The organism is Methylobacterium longum, assembly GCF_022179385.1.
Lineage (GTDB): Bacteria > Pseudomonadota > Alphaproteobacteria > Rhizobiales > Beijerinckiaceae > Methylobacterium > Methylobacterium longum.
Genome location: NZ_BPQS01000025.1, coordinates 44661 through 69308 on the forward strand (window position 1 = coordinate 44661; position 24648 = coordinate 69308).

At 71.1% G+C, this 24648-nt stretch carries 21 protein-coding genes; 11 read left to right on the forward strand and 10 right to left on the reverse strand.

The genetic code is table 11. The features are described 5' to 3' along the window. Positions 1–14: 14 nt before the first annotated feature. Genes MFF58_RS19875 through MFF58_RS19885 form a run of 3 tightly spaced genes read left to right on the forward strand, consistent with a single transcriptional unit; the run spans position 15 to position 2669 of the window. Positions 15–356 carry a cupredoxin domain-containing protein gene (locus MFF58_RS19875; RefSeq protein WP_238290597.1) on the forward strand — a complete coding sequence of 114 codons (342 nt, stop codon included), beginning with the start codon at positions 15–17 and terminating at the stop codon, positions 354–356. Then, positions 353–1786, forward strand: a complete 1434-nt coding sequence (locus tag MFF58_RS19880; RefSeq protein WP_373323363.1) for a 4Fe-4S binding protein — start codon at positions 353–355, stop codon at positions 1784–1786. The genes MFF58_RS19875 and MFF58_RS19880 overlap by 4 nt, the downstream gene beginning before the upstream one ends. Positions 1787–1844: 58 nt before the next feature. Continuing rightward, entirely contained in the window at positions 1845–2669 is an 825-nt protein-coding gene (locus MFF58_RS19885) for an FTR1 family iron permease (protein ID WP_238290599.1), read from the forward strand. 109 nt (positions 2670–2778) lie between these two features. On the opposite strand, the gene sseA is transcribed toward MFF58_RS19885, so the two are convergent. Beyond that, positions 2779–3627: a 3-mercaptopyruvate sulfurtransferase gene (gene sseA / locus MFF58_RS19890; RefSeq protein ID WP_238290600.1), complete on the reverse strand. Its 849-nt coding sequence runs from the start codon at positions 3625–3627 to the stop codon at positions 2779–2781. A gap of 403 nt (positions 3628–4030) precedes the next feature. Here sseA and MFF58_RS19895 point away from each other — a divergent pair, with 403 nt between their 5' ends. Continuing rightward, positions 4031–4264, forward strand: coding sequence for a GcrA family cell cycle regulator (locus tag MFF58_RS19895; RefSeq protein ID WP_238290601.1), 234 nt, complete (start codon positions 4031–4033; stop codon positions 4262–4264). Between the two features lie 37 nt (positions 4265–4301). On the opposite strand, the gene MFF58_RS19900 is transcribed toward MFF58_RS19895, so the two are convergent. The 7 genes from MFF58_RS19900 to cpaB all read right to left on the reverse strand — a co-directional run bounded on the left by MFF58_RS19900 (position 4302) and on the right by cpaB (position 12478). Further along, positions 4302–5279, reverse strand: a complete 978-nt coding sequence (locus MFF58_RS19900) for a type II secretion system F family protein (RefSeq protein ID WP_238290602.1) — start codon at positions 5277–5279, stop codon at positions 4302–4304. A 221-nt stretch (positions 5280–5500) separates the two neighbouring features. Then, a complete protein-coding gene (locus MFF58_RS19905) occupies positions 5501–6493 on the reverse strand; it encodes a type II secretion system F family protein (protein WP_238290603.1) in 993 nt (330 codons plus the stop codon). A gap of 15 nt (positions 6494–6508) precedes the next feature. Next, positions 6509–7948 (reverse strand): TadA family conjugal transfer-associated ATPase, encoded by a 1440-nt coding sequence (locus tag MFF58_RS19910; RefSeq protein ID WP_238290604.1) that lies wholly within the window; start codon positions 7946–7948, stop codon positions 6509–6511. Between the two features lie 27 nt (positions 7949–7975). After that, complete coding sequence (locus tag MFF58_RS19915; RefSeq protein WP_238290605.1) at positions 7976–9235, reverse strand: CpaE/TadZ family protein; 1260 nt, start codon at positions 9233–9235, stop codon at positions 7976–7978. 91 nt (positions 9236–9326) lie between these two features. Continuing rightward, positions 9327–10067, reverse strand: coding sequence for a CpaD family pilus assembly protein (locus MFF58_RS19920; protein ID WP_238290606.1), 741 nt, complete (start codon positions 10065–10067; stop codon positions 9327–9329). Positions 10068–10085: 18 nt separating this feature from the next. After that, positions 10086–11657 (reverse strand): type II and III secretion system protein family protein, encoded by a 1572-nt coding sequence (locus MFF58_RS19925; protein ID WP_238290625.1) that lies wholly within the window; start codon positions 11655–11657, stop codon positions 10086–10088. Between the two features lie 5 nt (positions 11658–11662). Further along, complete coding sequence (gene cpaB, locus MFF58_RS19930; protein ID WP_238290608.1) at positions 11663–12478, reverse strand: Flp pilus assembly protein CpaB; 816 nt, start codon at positions 12476–12478, stop codon at positions 11663–11665. A 258-nt stretch (positions 12479–12736) separates the two neighbouring features. On the opposite strand from cpaB, the gene MFF58_RS19935 reads away from it, so the two are divergent. After that, on the forward strand, positions 12737–13978 hold the full coding sequence (locus MFF58_RS19935) for an ABC transporter substrate-binding protein (RefSeq protein WP_279602735.1): 1242 nt from the start codon (positions 12737–12739) through the stop codon (positions 13976–13978). Between the two features lie 100 nt (positions 13979–14078). Here the strand turns inward: MFF58_RS19935 and MFF58_RS19940 are convergent, their stop codons facing one another. Both MFF58_RS19940 and MFF58_RS19945 read right to left on the reverse strand, forming a co-directional pair. Further along, positions 14079–15242: an iron-containing alcohol dehydrogenase gene (locus MFF58_RS19940; RefSeq protein WP_238290610.1), complete on the reverse strand. Its 1164-nt coding sequence runs from the start codon at positions 15240–15242 to the stop codon at positions 14079–14081. Positions 15243–15329: 87 nt separating this feature from the next. Beyond that, positions 15330–16238 (reverse strand): LysR family transcriptional regulator, encoded by a 909-nt coding sequence (locus MFF58_RS19945; protein WP_238290611.1) that lies wholly within the window; start codon positions 16236–16238, stop codon positions 15330–15332. Positions 16239–16354: 116 nt separating this feature from the next. Here MFF58_RS19945 and MFF58_RS19950 point away from each other — a divergent pair, with 116 nt between their 5' ends. The 6 genes from MFF58_RS19950 to MFF58_RS19975 all read left to right on the forward strand — a co-directional run bounded on the left by MFF58_RS19950 (position 16355) and on the right by MFF58_RS19975 (position 23993). Further along, a complete protein-coding gene (locus MFF58_RS19950) occupies positions 16355–17851 on the forward strand; it encodes a CoA-acylating methylmalonate-semialdehyde dehydrogenase (protein WP_238290612.1) in 1497 nt (498 codons plus the stop codon). A gap of 262 nt (positions 17852–18113) precedes the next feature. Beyond that, positions 18114–19259, forward strand: a complete 1146-nt coding sequence (locus MFF58_RS19955; RefSeq protein ID WP_238290613.1) for an isobutyryl-CoA dehydrogenase — start codon at positions 18114–18116, stop codon at positions 19257–19259. After that, positions 19256–20317 carry an enoyl-CoA hydratase/isomerase family protein gene (locus tag MFF58_RS19960; protein ID WP_238290614.1) on the forward strand — a complete coding sequence of 354 codons (1062 nt, stop codon included), beginning with the start codon at positions 19256–19258 and terminating at the stop codon, positions 20315–20317. Before MFF58_RS19955 ends, MFF58_RS19960 begins: the two co-directional genes overlap by 4 nt. Positions 20318–20525: 208 nt before the next feature. Continuing rightward, a complete protein-coding gene (gene mmsB, locus MFF58_RS19965) occupies positions 20526–21419 on the forward strand; it encodes a 3-hydroxyisobutyrate dehydrogenase (protein WP_238290615.1) in 894 nt (297 codons plus the stop codon). Beyond that, positions 21416–22195 (forward strand): enoyl-CoA hydratase, encoded by a 780-nt coding sequence (locus MFF58_RS19970; protein WP_238290616.1) that lies wholly within the window; start codon positions 21416–21418, stop codon positions 22193–22195. The genes mmsB and MFF58_RS19970 overlap by 4 nt, the downstream gene beginning before the upstream one ends. 64 nt (positions 22196–22259) lie before the next feature. Further along, positions 22260–23993: an AMP-binding protein gene (locus MFF58_RS19975; protein WP_238290618.1), complete on the forward strand. Its 1734-nt coding sequence runs from the start codon at positions 22260–22262 to the stop codon at positions 23991–23993. Positions 23994–24648: the final 655 nt, after the last annotated feature.

Consider the following 24648-nt stretch of genomic DNA (forward strand, 5'->3'; position numbering starts at 1 on the left):
TCCCGGAGGTCGCCGTGACACGCCTGCCGCGTTCCGCCCGCTTCGCCCTCGCGCTGCTCGCCGCCTGCGCGGCCGCGCCGGTGCGCGCGGACGATATGCCGGTGATCAAGGTCGAGATGCGGGACGGGATGATCCTTCCGGCCGTGATCGAGGTCCCGGCCAACACCCGGTTCAAGCTGGAGATCTCGAACACGGGCCAGACCCCCGTGGAGTTCGAGAGCCTGGAGCTGAAGCGCGAGAAGGCGCTCGCCGCCGGCTCGACCTCGGCGATCGTGTTCCGCACCGTCGAGCCCGGCACCTACCAGGTGTTCGACGATTTCCATCCGGAGGCGAAGGCGACCCTGGTGGCCAAATGAGCGCGTCGACGACAGCGCCCGGCTCCCTCCCGCTCGCCCGCCTCCCCTCCCGCCGGGCCGCGATCGACCTGCGGCTCGCCCGGTTCGGCGACTGGCTGCGGCGGTACGGCTGGATGATCCGCGCCGTGCAGTGGCTGATCGTCGCCGTCTACGCCGTGCTGGTGATCGTGCCGGCGCTGCTGCCGCTCCCCGACAACGCCGCCCATCTCTGGACCAACCTGACGCTCGCCGCCCAGTTCGCCTTCTGGGGGATCTGGTGGCCCTTCGTGCTGGTCAGCATGGTGCTGGTCGGCCGGGCCTGGTGCGGCGTCCTCTGTCCCGAGGGGGCGCTCAGCGAATTCGCCAGCCGCTGGAGCCGCGGCTACGCCGTGCCGCGCTGGATCACGTGGCAGGGCTGGCCGTTCGTGGCGTTCGCGGGCACCACCGTCTACGGGCAGATGACCAGCGTGTACGGCTACCCGAAGCCGGTCCTCGCGGTGCTCGGCGGCTCGACGGTCGCGGCGATCGTGGTCGGCCTGCTCTACGGCCGCAACAAGCGGGTCTGGTGCCGCTATCTCTGCCCGGTCAACGGCGTCTTCGCGGTGCTGTCGAAGCTCGCCCCGGTCAGCTTCCAGGTCGACCGCGCTGCCTGGGCGGCCTCGCCCAAGCCCGTCCGGGGTGCGGAGGCGTTCAACTGTGCCCCGCTGGTTCCGGTGAAGACGATGCGCGGCGCGGGGGCCTGCCACATGTGCGGGCGCTGCAGCGGCCATCGCGGCGCCGTGCGCCTCGCCCTGCGTTCCCCCAACCACGAGATCGTGCACGTGGCCGGCGAGGAGCCCAGCCTCGACCAGTCCATGCTGATCCTGTTCGGCATGCTGGCGCTGGCGGTGGGGGCCTTCCAGTGGTCGTCGAGCCCCTGGTACGTCGAGGCCAAGCAATGGGCCGCCACGTGGCTCATCGAGCACGGGACGACGTGGCCCCTGGAGCACTCGGCGCCCTGGTTCGTGCTGACGAACTACCCCGACCGCAACGACGTGATGACCCTCCTCGACGGCGGGTTGCTTCTGGCCTACATCGGCGCCGCCACGGTGATCCTCGGGCTCGCCCTGTCGGCGATCGTGGCGCTCGCGACGGTCGCGCTCGGCGGCTGGTCGCTCCGGCGCTTTCACCACCTGACCCAGACGCTGATCCCGGTGGCGGGCTGCGGCGTCTTCCTGGGATTGTCCGCCCTCACCGTCACCTTCCTGCGCGGCGACGGCATCGTGGTCCCCTACGTGGCGGAGATGCGCGCCGGCCTGCTCGCGGGCGCGAGCCTGTGGAGCGTCTGGCTCGCGTGGCGGGTCGCAGGCCTCGGCGCGGGCGGCCTGCGTCGGGCGGCGGCCACGGCCTGCATCGCGGGGGCCGCCACCCTGTCGGTGGCCAACTGGGTGCTCCTGTTCTGGATCTGGTAGCGCGGTTCGCGCGACGCTTCGCAACCTCTCGCAACCTCTCGCAATCTTGGAGACCGCCATGATCGGCGCCTTCGTCATCGCCTTCCGCGAAGTCATCGAGGCGGGCCTCATCATCTCCATCGTGCTGGCGGCGACCCGCGGCATTCCGGGACGGATGCGCTGGGTCCTGCTCGGCATCGGGGGCGGGCTGGCGGGGGCCGCCGTCGTCGCCCTGTTCGCCGAGAAGATTTCCGACGCCTTCGAAGGCAGCGGCCAGGACATCCTGAACGCCGCGGTCCTGATCGTCGCGGTGCTGCTGCTGATCTGGCACAACACCTGGATGAGCAAGCACGGCAAGGAACTCGCGGGTGAATTGCGGGCGACGGGCGCCGCGGTGCGCTCGGGCGAGCGTGAGGCGGCCGCCCTGGCGATCGTGATCGGCGCCGCGATCCTGCGCGAGGGCGCTGAACTGGTGCTGTTCCTCTACGGCCTCGTGGCCTCCGGCACTTCCGGCGCCGACATCCAGTTCGGCGCCTTCGCGGGGATCGGCGCGGGCGCGCTCCTCTCGGCGGTGACCTATTTCGGCCTCGCCTCCATCCCGAGCCGCTACGTGTTCTCGGTGACCAGCGTGCTGATCATCTTCCTGGCAGCGGGGCTCGCCGCGCAGGCGGCTCAGTTCCTGGCCAACGCGGGCGTCGTGGACATCCTCGGCCACACCCTCTGGAACAGCTCCGGCCTGATCGCCGAGACTTCCTGGCCGGGCCGCATCCTGCACGCGCTGGTGGGCTACACCGACCGGCCGACAGCCCTGCAGGGGCTCGTCTACGTGGCTACCATCGCGGTGATGATCGGCCTGATGCAGTGGAGCGCCGCCGACAAGCGCCACGCCGTGCGGGCGGCGTAGGTCGCGGTTCCGGACGGTCCGGGACCTTTCGCGGGTGCGGGGCGCAGCCCCGCCGGCGGGCTTCGCCCTGATCACCCGCTGCGGGGTCGTCGCCCTCGGAAACCCACTTCTACGGCGCGCCGGTCGCGACGGCCCGGGCCGGATCGGCGCCCCATTCCGACCAGGAGCCGTCGTACAGGCCGCGGGCCGGGTGGCCCAAGGTCTCCAGCGCGAGCGCGATGATCGCCGCAGTCACACCCGAGCCGCAGGTCGTCACGATCGGCCGGGCCGGATCGACGCCGTTCTCGGCGAAGACGGAGGCCAACTCGTCCGGGCTCTTCATCCGCCCGTCGCGCTGAAGCGCCGCGTAGTGCAGGTTGCAGGCGCCGGGCATGTGACCGGGCCGGACGCCGGGCCGCGGCTCCGCCTCCTCGCCACGGAACCGCGTGCCCGAGCGGGCGTCGACCACCTGGGCCGAACCGGTCTCCAGGGCGCGGGCGACGTCGTCCGCGTCGGCCACGGCGCCATGATCGAGGCGGGCGGTGAAGTGCCGGCGCTCACGCGGGCGCGGCTCGCCCTCCTCGGTGGGGTAGCCCGCCGCGACCCAGGCCGGCAGGCCGCCGTCCAGAACCAGCGCGTCGCGCACGCCGAAGGCCTTGAGCATCCACCAGACCCGCGGAGCCGAGAACAGGCCCTGGCCGTCGTAGACCACGATCTGCATGCCGTCGCCGACGCCGAGCGCGCGCATCCGCGCCGCGAACACCTCGGGGCGCGGCAGCATGTGCGGCAGGCTCGACTCGGTATCGCTCATGGCGTCGAGGTCGAAGCGCAGGGCGCCGGGGATGTGGGCGGCCCGGAACTCGGCCTCCGGGTCGCGGCCGGCGGTCGGCAGGTACCACGAGGCGTCGAGCACCACGATGTCGGGGGCGGCGAGGCGGTCGTGCAGCCAGTCGGGGGACACGAGGGGCGCGTGGGCCATGGGGACAGGTCCGGCTCTGTTCGCGAGGGCGTGCACCAAATCACAGGTCGAGCCGGGTTGCACCTGCGGGTCGTGGCCGATCCGGAGCGTTCGCGCGGTTTCGTCAGGGCTGCCGAATGGCAATCCAGGCCCCGTAGATCGTGATGAGCTACGCACCCCGCACCGTGGTACGATGCGCCCAATGCAGGTTGGTCTTGTTTTAAAACGCCGTAACCCCAGTTACGACAACACGATGACGCCGATCGCGTCGGCCACCGCGGCCGGCAGCGCGCGCGCTTCCCCGGACGCCGCTCCTCTAGGACGCGAGACGGGGTCGCCGCCCGAGCGAGAAGCGTTTCACCCTCTCTGTCTGCCGGGGCATCCGCACCCACCGAGCAGGATGGTTATTGAGCCGATCAGCACCATGAATCAACTCGTCCGCATGTCCCAGATCGGCGATGCCGAGACCGTCCAGGAGCCGTCGGCCGACCTGCGCGTGCCCTTCGCGCAGTCAGGGGCCTTCGTCTGCAAATACATCATCGGTGAGCCGAACGACCGGGCCATCTGCTGCGGCGCGCCGGTCTCCGACGGCAAGAGCTGGTGTACCTATCACCGCCGGATCGTGTTCGAGCCGACCCGCCCCGGCCGGATCCGCTGAACGACGGATCCGCGCCGCTCGGTGCTGTCCCGCGCCGTCACTGGGTCCGCATGATCTGGATGACGGCCGGCGTGATGATGACGACGAACAGAACCGGCAGGAAGAACAGGATCATCGGGACGGTGAGCTTGGGCGGCAGGGCCGCCGCCTTCTTCTCCGCCTCGTTCATCCGCTGGTCGCGGCTTTCCTGGCTCAGCACGCGGAGCGCCTGTCCGATCGGCGTACCGTAGCGCTCGGCCTGGATCAGCGCGGTGGCCACGGCCTTGACGGGATCGAGCCCGGTGCGCAGCACGAGGTTCTCGTAGGCTTGGCGCCGTTCCGGCAGGAACGACATCTCGGCGGTCATCAGGGCGAGTTCCTCGGCCAGCACCACCGAGGAGGTGGCGATCTCGGTGCTGACCTTCCGGAAGGCGTGCTCGATCGCCATACCGGATTCCACGCAGATCAGCGTGAGATCGAGGGCGTCCGGCCACGCTTTCCGGATCTCGACCTGCCGCTTCTTGGCGGCGTTCACCAGGAACAGCTCCGGCGCCTTGATGCCCCCGTAGGCGGCCGCGATCACCAGCGCGACCCGCATGAGGACGGAGGCGTCGATCGCCTCTAGCACGAACAGGTAGAACAGGGCGGTGATCACCGTGGCGACCGGGACCACGAGGCGGAAGAACAGGAACGCCGTCTCCGCCCCCTGGCCGCGATAGCCCGCCATCATCAGCTTGCGCTTGGCCGTGTCGGTGCCGAGCCAGCGGCTCAGGTGATACCGCTCGACGATGGACTTCATGTAGGCCTTCGGCGCGACGCGCAGCGTCGCGCGGCTCATGGTCCGGTCCCCCAGGGCCCGCTCGCGCCGCCGGATCTGCTCGCGCTCGTCGCTGACGATCTTCATCCGCTTGGCGAGCTTGTCGGTCTCGAAGAAGGGCTGCGCCACCGCGAAGGCGGTCGCGGCCGCCGCCACGGAGGTCAGCAGCATCCCCATGAAGCGGGGATCGAACAGCTTCTCCGCGATGGCATCGATCATGACTCGGGATCCGGTGACGGGTGGGCGTCGTGGCCCGCTTGGCGAGATGTCCTGCGATCCGGGGCCGGCCCCGATCCTCCCCGCTCAGCCCGAGTTGCCGAAGCGCGGCCGAAGCCTGGATGGGCCCCCCGTCCGCCGCTTGCCTCTCGTGATGGGGTGGGGACGGAAGATCCGCCGAACGTGAGCGCGCTCCGATGGAGGGGGTGGCGTCGAACAGGCTGTCAGAAGTCGAAGGCGATCATCTTCTTGATGGTGAAGATGCCGATGGACATCCAGATCGCCGCCCCGACCAGCGCGATCTTGCCGATGTCGGTGGTCCAGAGCAGCGAGATGTAGTCGGGGCTCGTCAGGGTGGTGATGCCCGCGACGCCGAACGGCAGGCAGGCGATGATCGAGGCCGAGGCCTTGGCCTCCATGCTCATCGCCTGGACCTTGCCGCGCATCTTGGCGCGGTCGCGCAGCACCACGGAGAGGTTGTTCAGCGCCTCCGACAGGTTGCCGCCCGACTGCTGCTGGATGTTGATCACGATGGCGAAGAAGTTCACCTCGGCGGTGGGCACCCGCTCGAACAGGCGCGAGACCGCCTCGCCCAGCGACAGGCCGAGCGCCTGGGTCTCCACGACGGTCCTGAACTCGCTGCGCACGGGCTCCTCGGCCTCGCGCGAGACCATCCGGAAGCAATCCCCCACCGGAATGCCGGTGCGGATGCCACGCACCACCACGTCGACGGCGTTCGGCAGTTCCTTGTTGAACTTCGCGATGCGCTTGAGCCTCAGGCGACGCAGCAGCCAGGCCGGAAGGCCAAAGCCGCCCGCGAAGGCGGCGGCGGCGCCCACGAACGGGCTCTCGGTGATCACGAAGAGCAGGAGTCCCAGGACCCCGGCGCAGACGGCCGAGACCATGTAGAAGGTCCTCTTCGTCCAAGCGAGGCCGGCGCGGGCGAGCTTCAGCTCGACGCTGGCCTTCGTGGCGCCCTTCGCCTTGGCCTCGATCTCGCTCAGCGTCTTGGCGACCTGCTCGCGCCGGTTGATGGTCACTCCCCGGATCGCCGCCCCCGACGCGGAGACGCCGATCGACTTCAGGCGCTTGCTCGCCCGGCGCTCGCCGCTGAGCAGGGGCAGGATCGCCACGTAGGCCACCGCGGCGGCCGCGATGCCGAGGAGGCCAGCCGCGATCGGCAGGTTGGAGGCGGCGGGAACGGCCAGGTCCAGCATGGGGCGGGTCCGCGCTCAGTCTCGGTCGACGACTTCGGCGGCGTCGAGCGCCTCGCCGAGGCGGCGCTCCAGGCCGTAGTAGCGGGCGCGCTCCCAGAATTTCGGCCGCCCGATCCCGGTAGACCGGTGACGGCCGATCAGCTTCCCGTTCGCGTCCTCGCCGACGATGTCGTAGAGGAAGACGTCCTGCGTGGTGATGACGTCGCCCTCCATGCCGAGCACCTCGGTGATGTGGGTGATGCGCCGCGAGCCGTCGCGCAGGCGCATGGCCTGGATCACCACGTCGATCGAGCCGCAGATCATCTCGCGCAGGGTCTTCGAGGGTAGCGTGAAGCCGCCCATCGAGATCATCGACTCGATGCGCGACAGGCACTCGCGCGGGCTGTTGGCGTGGAGCGTGCCCATCGAGCCGTCGTGGCCGGTGTTCATCGCCTGGAGCAGGTCGAAGGCCTCCGGTCCGCGCACCTCGCCGACGATGATCCGCTCGGGCCGCATGCGCAGGCAGTTCTTGACGAGGTCGCGCATGGTGACCTGGCCCTGGCCCTCCATGTTGGGGGGGCGCGTCTCGAGGCGCACCACGTGCGGCTGCTGGAGCTGCAGCTCGGCCGCGTCCTCGCAGGTGATGACCCGCTCGTCGTGCTCGATGAAGGCGGTGAGGCAGTTCAGCAGCGTGGTCTTGCCCGAGCCCGTCCCCCCCGAGATGACCACGTTGCAGCGCGACTGGCCGATGATCTTCAGGACCTCCGCGCCCTCCGGCGAGATCGCCCCGAAGCGCACGAGCTGCTCCAGGGTCAGCTTGTCCTTCTTGAACTTACGGATGGTGAGCGCCGGGCCGTCGATGGCGAGCGGCGGGGCGATCACGTTGACGCGGGAGCCGTCCGGCAGGCGGGCGTCGCAGATCGGCGAGGCGTCGTCGACCCGGCGGCCGACCTGGCTGACGATCCGCTGGCAGATGTTCATCAGCTGCTGGTTGTCGCGGAAGCGCACGCTGGTCAGCTGGATCTTGCCGTTGACCTCGATGAAGGTCCGGTTGGCGCCGTTGACCATGATGTCGGCGATGTCGTCGCGGGCCAGCAGCGGCTCGAGCGGACCGTAGCCCAGCACGTCGTTGCAGATGTCGTCGAGCAGCTCCTCCTGCTCGGCGATCGACAGGACGATGTTCTTGAGCCCGATGATCTCCGTGACGATGTCGCGGATCTCCTCGCGGGCGGTCTCGGCGTCGAGGCGCGAGAGCTGCGTGAGGTCGATCGCCTCGATCAGGGCGCCGAAGATCAGGCTCTTGGTGCGGTAATAGTCCTCGGACCGCACGGTCTCCACGACGACCGGGACCGTGGGCTCAGGCCGCCTGGGGGCAACCGCCGTCTCGCGCGGGGCGGGGACGGCGGCGACCGTCCGCGCCTGCGGGACCGGCGGCGGGGCCGGGGTCGCGCCGCTGGTCTGTCGCCTACCGAACATGGGCCGGATCCTGGTCGCAGCGCCGCATCACGAGGCCTTCCGGCCGGGAAGCTTGGCGCTGGCGAGCTTGGCCAGCAGCGGCTCGAGCAGGCTCTGGCGCCCGCGCCGGGCCTCGGGCCGTCCGAGCGTCGCGGCCGCCAAGTCGTTGAACAGGTCGGACACCTTCGATCCGGCCTGGATCTCGGCGATCATCTGGCCGTTGTTGGCGGCGGTGCCGAACAGGGCGGGCTCGAAGGGGATCGTGAGCGCGATCGGGGCCTCCAGGGCCTTGGCGAACTCGGCGGATCCGATCTCGGGCCGCTTGGGCACGCCGACGCCGTTCAGCAGGATCCGGGGCGGCTGGTCGTTCGGGCGACCGTGCCGGAGGGCGCCGAGCAGGTTCTTGGTGTTGCGCAGGCAGGCGAGGTCCGGGCCGGCGACGATCAGGATCTCGTCGGCCGCCGTGAGGACGCGCTTCGACCACGCGCTCCACTGGTGCGGGACGTCCAGGACCACGCAGGGGACGCTCGCCCGCATGTACTCGATCAGGGCGTCGAAGGCCGGCTCCGACAGGTCGATGGTCCGGTCGAGGCTGGCGGGCGCCGAGAGCAGGCTGAGGTTGTCGCTGCACTTCGACAGCAGGCGCTCGACCAGCGCCGAGTCGAGGCGCTCGGGGGCGAACACCGCCTCGGCGATGCCCTGCGGCGGATCCTGGTTGAAGTTGAGCGAGGCCGTGCCGAAGGCGATGTCGAGATCGGCGATCACCGTCTGGACGCCCTGGTTGCGGGCGACGGCCCAGGCGAAGTTGTGCGCCACCGTGGAGGCGCCGATGCCGCCCTTCACGCCGTAGACCGCCACCGTGCGCCCCACCGGCTTCACGCCCGGGGCGGTGAACAGGTCGGAGATCGCCGCGATCAGGGTCAGCGGGTCGACGGGCGCCATCAGGTAGTCGGAGACCCCCCGCTGGATCAGCTGGCGGTAGAGCGTCACGTCGTTGAGGTGGCCGATCACCAGGACGCGGGTGCCCTCGTCACAGACCTCCGCCAGGGCGTCGAGGCACTCGACCGGCTTGGACCGCTGGCCCTGCGTCTCGAGGATGATGACGTTGGGCGTCGGCGCGTGCCGGTAGGCCTCGATCGCTGCGGCGCCGCCGCCCATCCGGACCTTGACCTGCGCCTTCTGCATGCGCCGGTCGAGGGCGGCCCCCTCGATCATCGCGGCGGTCTCGCCGGTCTCGCAGAAGGCCTGGATGGTGATCCGGGGCACCGGGGCGATCGTGCGCTCGGTTGTCTCGGACAGGTCTGCCATGACGGCGCTTTCAGGTTCGCGTTCGGGGTTCGGCGTGGGCTTGGGTGCGGGCCTGGGCCTGGGCCTGGGCTTGGGCCTGGGCGAGCCAGTTCTACTGACCGACCTGGGACTTGACGGCCGTCTGCCCATCTTGCCGCCATGTGGTTGACGGATCCTTGCCGTCCCGCAACTGGCCGATGTCCCGGACCCGCTTGACCGTGTCGATCCGGCCCTCGGGCCGGCCGCGCACGAGGTCCACCGGATCCGCCACCTGGGCGGCCACGGTCGACTGCATGGCGCAGCCCAGGTTCCAGTTCGGCCGGTTGCTGTAATCGACCTGGAAGCTGGAGGTGCCGAGATCCTGCGGCCACAGCCCGCACTGGTCGGCCACCTTGGCCTGCATGCGCTGGAAGCTCAGCCGGATCGGCGTGGCGAGGCTCGGCGCCGCCACCGCGTAGCCGGTCACCGCGATCTCGCGGGTGCCGACGCCGTTCTGGCCGCCGAGCCCGCGCAAGGCCGCCGCCGTCCGCTCGACGGCGGGGGCCACGGCCGGAGCCACGCCCCGGGGCACCTCCATCAGGAGAACGCCGCGGCCGAAGCGGCGGTATTCCAGCATGAAGGCGTCGATGTCGGCGGTCTGGCGGGGGTCGAGATGGCCGATGCCGGTGGGGAACACGTCGAGGCTGCGGGTGCCGTCGGCCAGCACGATCGGGTGCCGGGCGCGGTAATCCGACACCGTGATCTCGCCGGTGGTGGCGGGATCGCTCTTGCAGGCCGCCGCCAGGGTGGCCAGCGCGCAGGCGGCGACGAGGCCGCCGAGGCGGGGCAGGGTGGGGTGGTGACGTCGGGTCATGGATCCGGTCCTCGGGCCTTACTCGACGATGAAGCCGACGCGGCCGCGGTAGGTGCGTCCGAGCGGGGCCGCGGCGGCGGCGGCCGGGCCGACCCGGCCGTAGAGGCGGTTGATCTGGCCGAGCAGCACGGCCTGGCCGTCGGTCGCGTCGACGAAGTTGTCGTCGGGCCGGCTCACCTGCTTCTGCTCCATGGGCCGGGCGATGAAGGGGGTGCACATGATCATCAGCTCGGTCTCCTGCCGCTGGTAGTCGCGGGAGCGGAACAGGGCGCCGAGGATCGGCAGGTTGATCAGGCCCGGCAGGCCGGAGATCGCCTGGCGGTTGACCTGCTGGATCAGGCCCGCCGTCATCATCACGCCGCCGGAGGGCAGCTCGACGGTGGTCTCCGAGCGGCGCACCCGGGTGCCCGGGACCGCGATCGTGGAGTTGCCGACGACGTAGTCGAAGCTCTGCTGCGGATCGATCTCGGTCACGTCGGTGGCGACGCGGATCGAGATGCGGTTGTCGGCCAGCACCACGGGGGTGAACGACAGGGCGACGCCGTAGGGCTTGTAGGTGATGCCGGGGGTGCACACGCCGCCCACCGCGCAGGAGGCCGAGGACGGCACCGGGAACTCGCCGCCGGCCAGGAACTTCGCGGCCTCACCGGAGATCGCGGTCAGCGTCGGCTCGGCCAGGATCCGGGAGACGCCTGCCTGCTCGAAGGCCTTCAGCGTGGCCTGGAGCGAGAAGCCGCCCGCCCTCACGGAGGCCTGGATCTGGTTGCCTTGCGGGAAGTCCGTGTTGATCGGGAACGGCAGGTTGTTGTTGAACGCGGGCGAGGCCGCGGATCCCAGCGGGTTCAGGGCCGACCAGTTGCCGGTCATGTTGATCCCGAACTGCTTCAGGACGTTGCGCGACACCTCCACGACGGTGACGCGGAGCATCACCTGATCCTTGTTGCGGATCGTGAGGTTGTTGATCACGGCACCGCGCGCGCCGGACGCGACGCCGCCGCTCGCCGCGCCCGCCGCCCCCGCCGCACCGGCGCCGCCCAGCCCTACGAAGGCGTTGGCGATGTCGATCGCCTGCTGGGCATCCGCCGATGCGTTCACCGAACCCGACAGCAGCACCGAGGCCCCCGAGGAGCGCACGTCGAAGCGGCCGCCCGGAATGCTCTGGTTGAGCAGCTCGCGCAGGGTCCCGAGGTTGAGGTCGCGCGCCACCGTCACGTCGAGGGCGGCGATCTGGCGACCCTCGGCGTCCATGATGAAGATCGAGGTCGCGCCGTCGGCCATGCCGATCACGAAGACCTTGCGGGTCGAGCGGACCACCGCGTTGGCCACCGCCGGGTTGGCGACGAAGACCTCCTTGGCGTCCCGCGGGAGGTCGACGATCACCGAGCGGCCGGCGGTCAGCTCGACCTTGCGGGTCGAGGCCGCCTCGGCGGCGCCGACCGTCAGCACCGGTGCCGGACCGAGGGTCGAGCGCTCCTGGGCCAGCGCCGGCGTCGTCACCGCGGCCAGAAGCGCGAGGGCGGCGGCGCGGCGGCGCCGTCGCCGGTCGGCCTCGTGCCGAGCCGGTCGGGGGAGGGGCAGCTGTGCGGTCATGGCCATCACGGCGTCTGCTGCCGCGCGACGCCGAAGCGCACGACGGTCAAGGCGGGTTCGGATGTCTGCGCATCGGACGTCTCGGCCTGCGGCAGGGCCTCGGCTGGCTGTCCGGCATCGGCGAGGCTGCGCAGGGCGAGCGACAGGGCGCCGACCTTCTGGGCGAGCGCCAGGGTCTCGGCCTGAGCGGGCGTGACGGCGAGCGTCGCGGTCTCGCCGGTGACGACGTTGGTGCCGTTCTTCTCCTGGATCAGCTGGCCGATCGCCAGGACCCGGATGTCGGTCAGGATCGTCTGGGAGAACTGGACGTCGGTGTTGGCGGCCCGCGATTTGGCGTCGTCGCGGAAGATGCGGATCACGTCGACGCGGTCATTGGGCAGGATGAAGCCGCCCGCCGAGTTGGTGCCGCGGCTGTCGGTGACGATGGCGACCGCGCGCATGCCGGGCGGCAGGATCGCCGCCATGAACCCGCTCTCGGGGCGGACCAGCTTCTGCGCGCGGATCGGCTCCCCGGCCAGGAAGCTCGAGCGCACGGAGGCGCCGACCGTCTCGTCCAGGGATTTCGGATTGAGCTTGCGCGTCATGTAGCCCGGCGCGATGGCGGCGTCCGGCCAGGCCTGCCAGCGCAGGTCCGCGGCGCGCAGCACCTGCCCCATGGGCATGTCGGTGGCGGCCACGAGCACGTCGGTCATCGGCGCCGGCGGCGCCTCGACCGTCGGCTGTGGCGTCGGCGGGGGCGGATCGCCGCCGCTCATCAGGAAGGCCGCCCCGCTGCCCGCCGCGAGGGCGATGCCGAGGACGGCGAGACGGGCTGGGTTCATCGCAAGGACACGCCGGAGACGGCTGAATTGCCGTCCATGGCCTGAACTTGCCCGCGGATTCGTGTACTTATGGTTAAGGTATTATAACCTCGCCACGCTCGACCGGTCCGGAAACGGGCCGCCGCTCGACCGCACGTCACAACCGGCCCGATCCTTCAGCGTTCGGCCGAGCGTGGCCGTGGCCACTCACCCGTTCGTGTTCTATCGTGACGTCGGATCCGCCTCAGAAGCGGGCGCTCGGGCGAACCGGGGGGAGACATGATCAGGACATTCGGCGGCGCGGTGGTGGCGGCGGCTCTGGCGGGGACGGCGCTCGGCGCCGGATCGGCCGCCGCGCAAGGGGCCGGCGCGGAGGCATTCTCGGACAACGCAATCCGCATCGGCGTCCTCAACGACCAGTCGGGACTCTACGCCCAGTACGGCGGTCAGGGCTCGGTCGAGGCCGCCCGCATGGCGGTGGAGGACATGGGCGGCAAGATCGGCAGCGTGCCGATCGAGATTCTCTCCTCGGACCACCAGAACAAGCCCGACATCGCCTCGGCCATCGCCCGGCAATGGTACGACCGCGACGGCGTCGACGCGATCATGGAACTGACCACCTCCTCGGTGGCGCTGGCGGTCCAGGGCCTGTCCAAGGAGAAGAAGAAGATCACCATCACCACCGGGGCCGCGACCAGCGACCTCACCGGCAAGGCCTGCACGCCGTACGGCTACCACTGGGCGTTCGACACGCGGGCGCTCGCGGTGGGGACCGGCGGCGCGCTCACGCGGGCGGGCGGCGACACGTGGTTCTTCCTCACCGCCGACTACGCCTTCGGCTCGGCGCTGGAGGCCGATACCAGCCGGGTGGTGACCGCCAACGGCGGCAAGGTGGTGGGCAGCGTCCGCCACCCGCTCTCCAACCAGGACTTCTCCTCGTTCCTGCTCCAGGCGCAGGGCTCGAAGGCCAAGGTGATCGGTCTCGCCAATGCCGGGCTCGACACCTCGAACGCGATCAAGCAGGCGGCCGAGTACGGCATCGTCGAGGGCGGCCAGAAGCTCGCGGCGTTGCTGTTCACCCTCTCGGAGGTGCACGGCCTCGGCCTCAAGGTGGCACAGGCCCTCACGCTCACCGAGGGCTGGTACTGGGACGCCAACGACGAGACCCGCGCTTTCGGCCAGCGCTACATGAAGCGCACCGGCCGGATGCCCAACATGATCCAGGCGGGCACCTATTCGGCGGTCCTGTCCTACCTCAAGGCCGTGAAGGCGGCGGGCACCGACGAGACCGACGCGGTCAACGCCAAGCTGAAGGCCCTGCCGGTGGACGACGTCTTCGCCCATGGCGGCGTGGTGCAGCCGAACGGCCGCATGGTGCACGACATGTACCTGTTCGAGGTCAAGAAGCCCGCCGAGTCGAAGGGCGAGTGGGACCTCTACAAGCTGATCTCGACCGTCCCCGGCAAGGAGGCCTTCGCCTCCCCGGCCGAGAGCGGCTGCCCGCTGACGGCGGCCAAGTAGGCGGGCGCACGCCCCGCGTCATCGCGGGCGGAGCGAGGCGGTCCCGCTTCGCTCCGCCCGCGATGGATGACGCTTCCGACCCGTCGACGGGCCGCCGGATTCAGGCCGCCCAGACGCGCCGGTAGAGCGCCACGATCTCGTCGGCGCTGGGCTCCACCGGGTTGTTGGACGGGGAGCCGGAGGCCAGCGCCTGGGCCGCCATGGTCGGGAGCAGCGCCTCCCAGCGGGCCGGGTCGATCCCGTATTCCTGGGGACCCGGCACGTCGAGGTCGTCGTTCAGCGCCTCCAGTTCCGCCACCAGGGCCGACACTGCGGAGCGGTCGTCGGTGTCCGGGCCGGCGATCTTCATGGCCCGGGCGCAGGCGGCGTAGCGGTCGATGGCGGCCGGCGCCGAGAAGGCCGTGACCACCGGCAGCAGCATCGCGTTCGAGAGCCCGTGCGCCACGTGGAAATGCGCGCCGATCGGCCGGCTCATGCCGTGGACCAGTGCGACCGAGGCATTGGAGAACGCGATGCCCGCCTGGGTCGCGCCGAGCATCATCGCCTCGCGCGCCGCCCGGTCCCCCGGATCGGTCCAGACCCGGCGCAGGCTCGGGGCGATCAGGCCCATCGCCTGGAGCGCCAGCCCGTCCGAGAACAGGTTCGACTTGCGCGAGACATAGGCCTCGATCGCGTGGGTGAGGGCGTCGATGCCGGTGTCGGCCGTGAGCCGCTTGGGCTTGGTGAGGGTCAATTCATAATCGACCAGGGCGGCCACCGGCAGGTAGGCCAGCCCGATGCACAGCATCTTCTCGTCGGAGGCCTCGTCGGTCACGATGGTGAACCGAGTCGCCTCGGAGCCAGTGCCGGCGGTGGTGGGGATCGCCACGATCGGCAGTCCGGGCTCGTCCTGCTGGCGCGGCGCCTTGTAGTCGCGCATGTGGCCGCCGTGGCGGGCGAGCACCGCCACGGCCTTGGCGGTGTCCATCGGGCTGCCGCCGCCGAAGCCGACCACGCAGTCGAAATCCCCCGCCTGGAGGGCCGCGAGCGCCGCCTCCACGGAGGCGACGGTCGGGTCCGGCACGGTCTCGGAGAAGATCGTCGCCTGCGCCCCCGCGCTGGTGAGCCGTTCGAGCAGCATGTCGGTCCGGCCGCTGCCGGCGAGGTAGGGGTCGGTGACCACGAAGGGCCGCGACAGGCCGAGCTGGCCGAGCACCTCCGGCAGCAGCCGCGAGGCGCCGGCGCCGACGCGCATCAGCCGGGGCAGGGCGATCGAGGCGACCATGTCTTGCTTCTCCCACCCGGCGCCTCTGATGGTGCGCCGGAACGGCCGATCTTAAGGCGCGCGACCGCGGGGCGAAACCGCCGCCGCTTACACCGCCGGCCCGGCGAACAGCGCCCCCGCGGCCTTCACTTCGGCGGCGATGAACCCCGCCACCGCGCGGATATGGGCCGCCTTCCGGTGGTCCTCGTGGATGTGCATGTGGAACGAGCGGGTCAGCGAGACCGCCTCGGGCAGCACCGGCACGAGTCCCGGATGGGCCGCCGCGATGAAGGCCGGCAGGATGCACAGGCCGGCGCCCCCGAGCGTCGCGTGGACCTGGGCCAGGAGATTGGTGGAGCGCAGGCGGGCCGTGACCGCGGGGCCGAGCGCCCCGAGGTAGTTGAGCTCGCGGGTGAACAGCATGTCCTCGATGTAGCCGACGAAGGGATGGGCCGGCAGGTCCGCGAGCTCCGCGATCGGCGCTGCCGCAGCGAGATAGGACTCGGCCGCGTAGACGAGCAGCCGGTAATCGGTGAGCCGGCGCGCCACCACCCGGGCCTGCTGCGGGCCGGAGAGGCTGATCACGATGTCGGCCTCGCGCTTGGACAGGCTGAAGATCCGGGCGGTCGCCATGATCTCCACCTCCAGCTCCGGATGGCGGGCGGTCAGCCGGTGCATCCGCGGCGCGAGGAAGACGCTGCCGAACCCGTCCGGCGCGCCGATCCGCACCGTGCCCGACACCGCCTGGGCCGCCTCCGTGGCGGCGCTGGCTGAGAGGAACGCGCTCTCCATGGCCTCGGCGACGCCCAGCAGGTTCGCCCCGTCCTCGGTGAGCGCGTAGCCGAGATTGCTGCGATGGAACAGGCGGGCGCCGAGGCCCTCCTCCAGGGCGCGGATCCGGCGCCCGACCGTGGTGTGCTCGGTGCCGGTGCGCGCCCCCGCTGCGCTCAGGGTCCCAGTCCGCGCCACCGCGAGAAAGAAGCGGAGATCGTCCCAGTTGGGCCCCGTCCTGGCCATGACCGCACTCCCGCTGTGCATCGATGCACAGCGGCTGTAAGCGCATCTGGCTTTATCGCTCAAGGGATCCTGTTAGGGTGCGCCAAAATCGAACGCCACATCACAGGGAGGCGCGCATGCGCACGATCGGGCACTACATCGGCGGCCGGAATGTCGGCGGCGAGAGCGGGCGGTTCGCCGACGTGTTCCACCCCTCGACCGGCGAGGTCCAGGCCAAGGTCGCTCTGGCCAGCAAGGCCGAGATGCGCGCCGCCGTGGAGAACGCCAAGGCGGCCCAGCCGGCCTGGGCGGCGACCAACCCGCAGAAGCGCGCCCGCGTGATGATGCGCTTCCTTGAACTCATCCGCGGGGAGAACGACGCGCTGGCCGAGCTGCTCGCCTCCGAGCACGGCAAGACCGTGCCGGACGCCAAGGGCGACATCCAGCGCGGCGTCGAGGTGGTGGAGTTCGCCTGCGGCATCCCGCACCTGCTCAAGGGCGAGTACACGGAAGGCGCCGGCCCCGGCATCGACGTCTATTCCCTGCGCCAGCCGCTCGGCGTGGTGGCCGGCATCACGCCGTTCAACTTCCCGGCCATGATCCCGCTGTGGAAATGCGCCCCGGCCATCGCCTGCGGCAATGCCTTCATCCTGAAGCCGTCCGAGCGCGACCCGAGCGTGCCGATCCGCATCGCCGAGATCTTCCTGGAGGCGGGCCTGCCGGCGGGCATCCTCAACGTCGTCAACGGCGACAAGGAGGCGGTCGACGCCATCCTGGATGATGAGGACATCAAGGCGGTGGGCTTCGTCGGCTCCTCGCACATCGCCGAGTACATCTACGTGCGCGCCGCCGAGACGGGGAAGCGCGCCCAGTGCTTCGGCGGCGCCAAGAACCACATGATCATCATGCCGGACGCCGACATGGGCCAGGCGGTCGACGCGCTGATCGGCGCCGGCTACGGCTCGGCCGGCGAGCGCTGCATGGCGATCTCGGTGGCGGTGCCGGTGGGCGAGCAGACCGCCGACCGGCTGATGGAGCGCCTCATCCCGCGGGTCGAGTCGCTCAAGATCGGCCCGTCGCACGACGGCTCGGCCGATTACGGCCCGCTGGTCACGGCGGAAGCGGTGCAGAAGGTCGCGAGCTACATCGACAAGGGCGTCGCCGAGGGCGCGCAGCTCGCCGTCGACGGCCGCGGCTTCAAGCTCCAGGGCTACGAGAACGGCTTCTACATGGGCGGCTCGCTGTTCGACCGCGTGACGCCCGACATGACGATCTACAAGGAGGAGATCTTCGGGCCGGTGCTCTCGGTGGTGCGGGCCAAGGATTACGAGGAGGCGCTGGCGCTGCCCTCGACCCACCAGTACGGCAACGGCGTGGCGATCTTCACCCAGGATGGCGACGCCGCCCGGGACTTCACCGCCCGGGTGAACGTCGGCATGGTCGGCGTGAACGTGCCGATCCCGGTCCCGATCGCCTACCACACCTTCGGCGGCTGGAAGCGCTCGGGCTTCGGCGATCTGAACCAGCACGGGCCGGACTCGATCCGCTTCTACACGAAGACCAAGACCGTGACGCAGCGCTGGCCGAGCGGCATCAAGAGCGGGGCGGAGTTCTCCATCCCGACGATGCGGTAGGCCGAAACCCTTCCCCGACCGATCCTGGGTCTGCCCAAGATCGGCATCCCCCTTGTCCCGAGTGGGCAGGCCCGTCGGAGGAGGGGGATAGGGGCCGCGCGATGACGCGGCGGCAGGGGAACAGCGCGACGGTGCGGGTTCCGGCGCCCGCCGCGACCTTCACGGAAGCGCCGCTCCCCGCTCCCGACCCCCGCCGACGCGGGGGTGTTTCTCCCCCGCAGAGGGGGAGGGAGGCTCGTTTGCACCTTCGGAGGCAGTGCCCATGAGTTTCGGGCTCGACGAGGACCGGACCGCGATCCGCGAGATGGCCCTCGGCTTCGCGGCCGAGCACATCGCGCCGCACGCCCTCGACTGGGACCGGGACAAGACCTTCCCGGTCGAGACCCTGCGGGCGGCGGCCGCCCTCGGCATGGCGGGCATCTACGTCCGCGAAGATGTCGGCGGCTCGGGGCTCTCGCGCCTCGACGCGACCCTGATCTTCGAGGCGCTGAGCACCGGCTGCCCGACCGTGGCGGCGTTCCTGTCGATCCACAACATGTGCGCCTGGATGATCGACGCCTACGGCGACGACGATCAGCGCCGGCGCTGGATCCCGTCGCTCATGGGCATGGAGCGGATCGCCAGCTACTGCCTCACCGAACCGGGCTCGGGCTCCGACGCGGCGGCGCTCCGCACCCGCGCCGAGCGGGACGGCGACCATTACGTGCTCTCCGGCGAGAAGCAGTTCATCTCGGGTGCCGGTGCCAGCGACCTCTACGTCTGCATGGTCCGCACCGGCGAGGCCGGCCCGGCGGGCATCTCGGCGATCGTGGTGGAGAAGGGCACGCCCGGCCTCTCCTTCGGCGCCGACGAGCGCAAGATGGGCTGGAACGCCCAGCCGACCCGGGCCGTGCGCTTCGACGGCTGCCGCGTGCCCGTGGCCAACCGCCTGGGCACGGAGGGCCAGGGCTTCCGCATCGCCATGAGCGGGCTGGACGGCGGGCGCCTCAACATCGCCGCCTGCTCCCTCGGCGGCGCGCAGGCGGCCCTCGACAAGGCCCTCGCCTATATGGGCGACCGGCGCGCCTTCGGGGCGAAGCTCATGGATTTCCAGGCGCTGCAGTTCCGGCTCGCCGACATGGCGACCAGCCTGGAGGTCTCGCGCACCTTCCTGCGCCACGCGGCCGGCGCGCTCGACGCCAAGGACCCGGCCGCGACGCAGCTCTGCGCCATGGCCAAGCGCCACGTCACCGACGCCGCCTTCGAGGTCGCCAATCAGGCGCTCCAGCTCCACGGCGGCTACGGCTACCTCGCCGAGTACGGGGTCGAGAAGATCGTCCGGGACCTTCGGGTGCACCAGATCCTGGAGGGCACGAACGAGATCATGCGGATGATCATCGCCCGCGCGCTGACCGGGGGCCGCCGATGACCGACGTGATCGTCGAGCGTGTCGGCGCCCTCGGGCGCCTGCGGCTCGACCGGCCGCAGGCGCTGAACGCCCTGACCCACGGCATGGTCCTGGCGATCGACGAGGCCCTCGACCAGTTCTCCGCCGATCCCGGCATCGCCGCGGTGCTGCTCACCGGCGAGGGCGAGCGCGGCCTCTGCGCGGGGGGCGATCTGCGCGGCCTGTACGAAAGCCAGGGCACCGCCTTCGCGGAGGCCTTCTGGCGCGACGAGTACCGGCTGGATGCCCGGATCGCCGCCTATGAAAAGCCCTTCGTGGCGGTGATGGACGGCATCACCATGGGTGGCGGCGTCGGCCTCGCCGGCCACGCCGCCCACCGGATCGTCACCGAGCGCTCCCGCGTCGCCATGCCGGAGACCGGCATCGGCTACCTCCCGGATGTCGGCGGCACCTGGCTGCTGCCGCGGGCGCCGGGCGAGATCGGCACCTATCTCGGCCTGACCGGTGAGCCGGTCGGGGCCGCCGATGCGATCTTCTGCGGGCTCGCCGACGCTCAGGTGCCGTCCGCCGAGCTGCCCAACCTGATCGACGCCCTGCTGGCGCTCGATCCGGATGCCGGCCACGAGGGCGTACGGGAGCTGATCGCCCGGTTCGCGCAGGACCCGGGGGCGCCGCCCCTGGCGGCGCACCGGGCCCGGATCGACCGCTGCTTCGCCTTCGACATGGTGGACGAGATCCTGGCCGCCCTCGACGCGGACGGCTCCGACTTCGCGGCCGCGACCCGGACGACCCTGCTGACCAAGGCGCCGTCGAGCCTCGTCCTGACGCTGTGCCTGCTGCGCCTCGGCCGCGGCTCCGCGAACCTGGAGGCCTGCCTGGAGCGCGAGTACCACGCCTCGCTGGCGCTGCTGGACGAGGGCGACTTCCGCGAGGGGATCCGCGCCGCCGTGATCGACAAGGACAAGACGCCGCGCTGGAACCCGCCCACCCTCGACGCGGTCGATCCCGCCCGGATCGCCCGCTGGCTGGAGGCGCGGGCGGCGCCGGTCTTCGCGGAGTCGCGCACGGGCGCGATCTGATGACGGGCCGCCTGATCCCACCCGCCGCCTCATCTTGAGGGGCCCGCATCGCCGGGTCTGAGGGAGGGCTCCAGGGATCGCGCGGCCGGCTGGAGGTCTCCGTCGAGGCCTCCGCTACGCTCCGGCGCCTCAGGATGAGGGCGCCGGCGGGACGGGCGGTCGAGGGGCGGGACCCGGGGTCCCGCGTGATGCAATGGGGAGGAATGGGATGGCGCAGACCATCGGGTTCATCGGTCTCGGCAATATGGGTGGGCCCATGGCGGCCAACCTCGTGCGGGCCGGCCACACCGTGCGCGGGTTCGATCTGGTGCCGGCCTCGCTGGACACCGCCCGGGCCGCGGGGATCGCGGTGGCGGGCTCGGCCCTCGAAGCCGCCGACGGAGCGGATGTCGTGATCACCATGCTGCCCGCCGGGCGGCACGTGGTCGAGGTCTGGACGCAGCTCGCGGAGGCCCTGCCCGCCGGCACCCTGCTGATCGATTCCTCCACCGTCGACGTCGAGAGCGCCCGCAAGGCCCACGGCCTCGCCGAGGCCCGGGGCTGCCTGTCGGTGGACGCGCCGGTCTCGGGGGGAACCGGCGGCGCGAAGGCCGGGACGCTGACCTTCATGGCCGGCGGCGCCGAAGCCGCATTCGCGAAGGCGGAGCCGCTGCTGAAGGCGATGGGCAAGAACGTGTTCCATTGCGGCGAGGCCGGCGCCGGTCAGGCGGCGAAGATCTGCAACAACATGATCCTCGGCATCTCGATGATCGGCGTCAGCGAGGCCTTCGCGCTGGGCGAGAAGCTCGGCCTGTCGCATCAGGCGCTCTACGACGTGGCCTCGGTCTCCTCGGGCCAGTGCTGGTCGCTGACCACCTACTGCCCGGTGCCGGGACCGGTGCCGACCTCGCCGGCCAACACCGGCTACAAGCCGGGCTTCGCCGCCGCGCTGATGCTCAAGGATCTCCGGCTCGCCCAGGCCGCGGCGCTCGCCTCCGGGGCCGCCACGCCGCTGGGCGCGGAGGCCGCGCAGATCTACGGATTGTTCGACGGCGCGGGCCACGGGGGAGAGGACTTTTCCGCGATCATCACTATGCTTCGCGGGCAGGGAGGCGAGTCGTGAGCGAGCCGTACGAGACGATCCTGACGGAGACGCGCGGCCGAGTCCTGCTGATCACCCTCAACCGGCCGAAGGCGCTCAACGCCATCAACGCGCAGCTCACCCGCGAGGTGATCCGGGCGGCCACCGCGGCGGACGCGGATCCGGGCGTCGGCTGCATCGTCATCACCGGTTCGGCCAAGGCCTTCGCGGCCGGCGCCGACATCAAGGAGATGCAGCACGCCACCTATGCGGAGATGTACGCGGGCGACCGGTTCGCCGACTGGGACCGCTTCGTCGCCGTGCGCAAGCCGATCATCGCCGCGGTGGCGGGCTACGCGCTGGGCGGTGGCTGCGAGCTCGCCATGATGTGCGACATCATCCTGGCGGCCGACACGGCGCAGTTCGGCCAGCCGGAGATCAAGCTGGGCGTGATGCCGGGGATCGGCGGCAGCCAGCGGCTGACCCGGTTCGTCGGCAAGGCCAAGGCCATGGAGATGTGCCTGACCGGCCGGATGATGGACGCCGCCGAGGCCGAGCGCGCGGGGCTGGTCTCCCGCGTGATCGCCGCCGATCAGCTCATCGACGCGGCGCTGAAGGCCGCCGAGACGATCGCGTCGATGTCGCTCCCGATCGCGATGATGACCAAGGAGGCGGTCAACCGATCCTACGAGACCACGCTGACCGAGGGGATCCGGTTCGAGCGGCGGGTCTTCCACGCGATGTTCGCAACCAAGGACCAGAAGGAGGGCATGGCTGCCTTCGTGGAGAAGCGGCCGCCCCGGTTCGAGAACACCTGAATGCGGCCCGCCTCGGCCGAACGGGACGGGCAGCCAAGACCACGATACGGGGAGGGGAACGACCATGCCGAGCTTCCGGGAGGCCCGCGACCTTCTGCTGGCCCATCGCACCGATTACGCCGCCGCCGTCTCGGCCTTCGCGTGGCCGGACCCGGTGCCGTTCAACTGGGCGCTCGACTGGTTCGACGCGGTGCTCGCCGGCCCCGAGAGCCGCGACCGGGCCGCCCTCCGGATCGTCGAGGCCGGCAGCGGCGCCGAGCAGTGCCTCACTTTCGGAGAGCTCGCCCGGCGCTCCAATCGGGTGGCCAATCACCTGCGGCAGCAGGGCCTGAGGCGCGGCGACCACCTGCTCCTGCTCCTCGGCAACGTCCCGGCCCTGTGGGAGACCATGCTGGCGGCGATGAAGCTCGGCGCGGTCGTCATCCCGGCGACCACCCTGCTCACCGCCGACGAACTCGCTGACCGCCTCGCCCGCGGCCGTCCCCGGGCCATCGTGGCGGGGACGGAACAGATCGCGCGGTTCGCCGGGCTCGACACGGGCGACGCCATCCGCCTCGTCACCGGGGCCGCGACCGAGGGCTGGGCGGCCTACGACGACGCGTCCGCGGCCCCGGACGATTTCGCACCGGACGGCCCGACCGGGGCTGACGACCCGATGCTCCTCTACTTCACCTCCGGCACTACGGCGAAGCCGAAGCTCGTGCGCCACAGCCACCGCTCCTACCCGGTGGGGGCGCTCTCGACCATGTACTGGCTCGGGCTGCAGCCCGGGGACGTGCACTGCAACGTCTCCTCGCCGGGCTGGGCGAAGCACGCGTGGTCGTCATTCTTCGCACCCTGGAATGCCGGGGCGACGATCCTGGTGATCAATCAAGCGCCGTTCAACGCCGCCGCCCTGCTGGCGCAGCTGGAACGCACCGGCGCCACCACGCTGTGCGCGCCACCGACCGTGTGGCGGATGATCATCCAGGAGGATCTCACCGGTCGGACTCTCGCCCTGCGCGAGGTCTGCGCGGCGGGCGAGCCCTTGAACCCGGAGGTGATCGAGCGGGTGAAGGGCGCCTGGGGTCTCACGATCCGCGACGGCTACGGCCAGACCGAGACCACGGCGCTCATGGCCAACACGCCCGGCCAGCCGGTGGTGCCGGGGGCGCTGGGCCGGCCCCTGCCGGGTTACCGGGTGCGCGTCCTCGACATCGACGGCCAGCCGGCTTCCGAGGGCGAGGTCTGTCTGGAGCTCGGGGCGCACAGGCCCGCCGGCCTGATGCAGGGCTACGACGACGGCCAGGGCAACCTGTCGGGGGCCGGGGGCGATCTCTACCACACCGGCGACGTCGCCTTCGTGGACGACCAGGGCTGCTACACCTTCGTGGGCCGCGCCGACGACGTGTTCAAATCGTCGGGCTACCGCATCAGCCCGTTCGAACTGGAGAGCGTGCTGATCGAGCATCCGGCGGTGGCCGAGGCGGCGGTGGTGCCGGTGCCCGATCCGATGCGCCACACCATCCCGAAGGCCTACGTGTCCCTGGTGGCGGGGGCCTCGTCGGGACCGGAGACGGCACTCGACATCTTCCGCTTCACCAACGCGCGGCTGGCGACGTTCAAGCGCCTGCGGGGGCTCGAATTCGTCACCGACCTGCCCAAGACCATCTCGGGCAAGATCCGCCGGGTGCAGCTGCGCCGCCTGGAGCACGAGGGCGTCACCGACGATCCGCATCGCGGCCGCGCTTACACGCAGGCGGACTTCCCCGAACTGAAGGGCGAGGCGGAGCGCAAGCTCGACCAGACCGCGGGGTGACGGGCCCCGGCACCGGGGCCGCCGTGGCGGGAATCCGGGCCGATGACCGAGACCTCCGCGCTGGGCACGCGCGATCTCGCTGAGCACATCACGCAGGTTTTTCGGGCGACGGACGAGGCGCGGACGGTTGTCGCCGAGCCGTAGAAGCGATGGCCGGGGCGGCGGAGCGGGTGCGCGGCCGTGCGCCGGCCCCGGGGCAGACCGGCTGGCCGGATGGACGCGGGCGCGGCCTTCTTCGGGGCCGGCGCCGCCTTCGTGACGCGCCCCAGGCCCCGAACGAATCCTCAAGGTTTCCGCTTCCCGAAACTGAAGCCACGGATTCGCGCGGCTTCTCAAGCCCCCCGTCGACGCTGTCGCGCGTCACCCGGCCCCCACCCCCGAATCGGTAAAATTGCGCGCATCCGCTTCAGCGCCGCGGAGGCTCTGCGGCGCAATCTTGGCCTCAACAACGGGGGCGGGTGCGATGAGCGCGGGGTTTCTCAGGACGGTTCGGGGGATGGTGGCCGGCGCTGCGGCGCTGCTCGGCCTCACGGCCGCCGCGCAAGCACAGACGCTGGCGAGCCTTCCGACGGAGGCGGGTGCGCGGGTTCAGGGGGACGCCAAGCCGCTCGCCGCCTGGGTGACGTTCTGCCAGGCTTACGCGGCGGAGTGCACG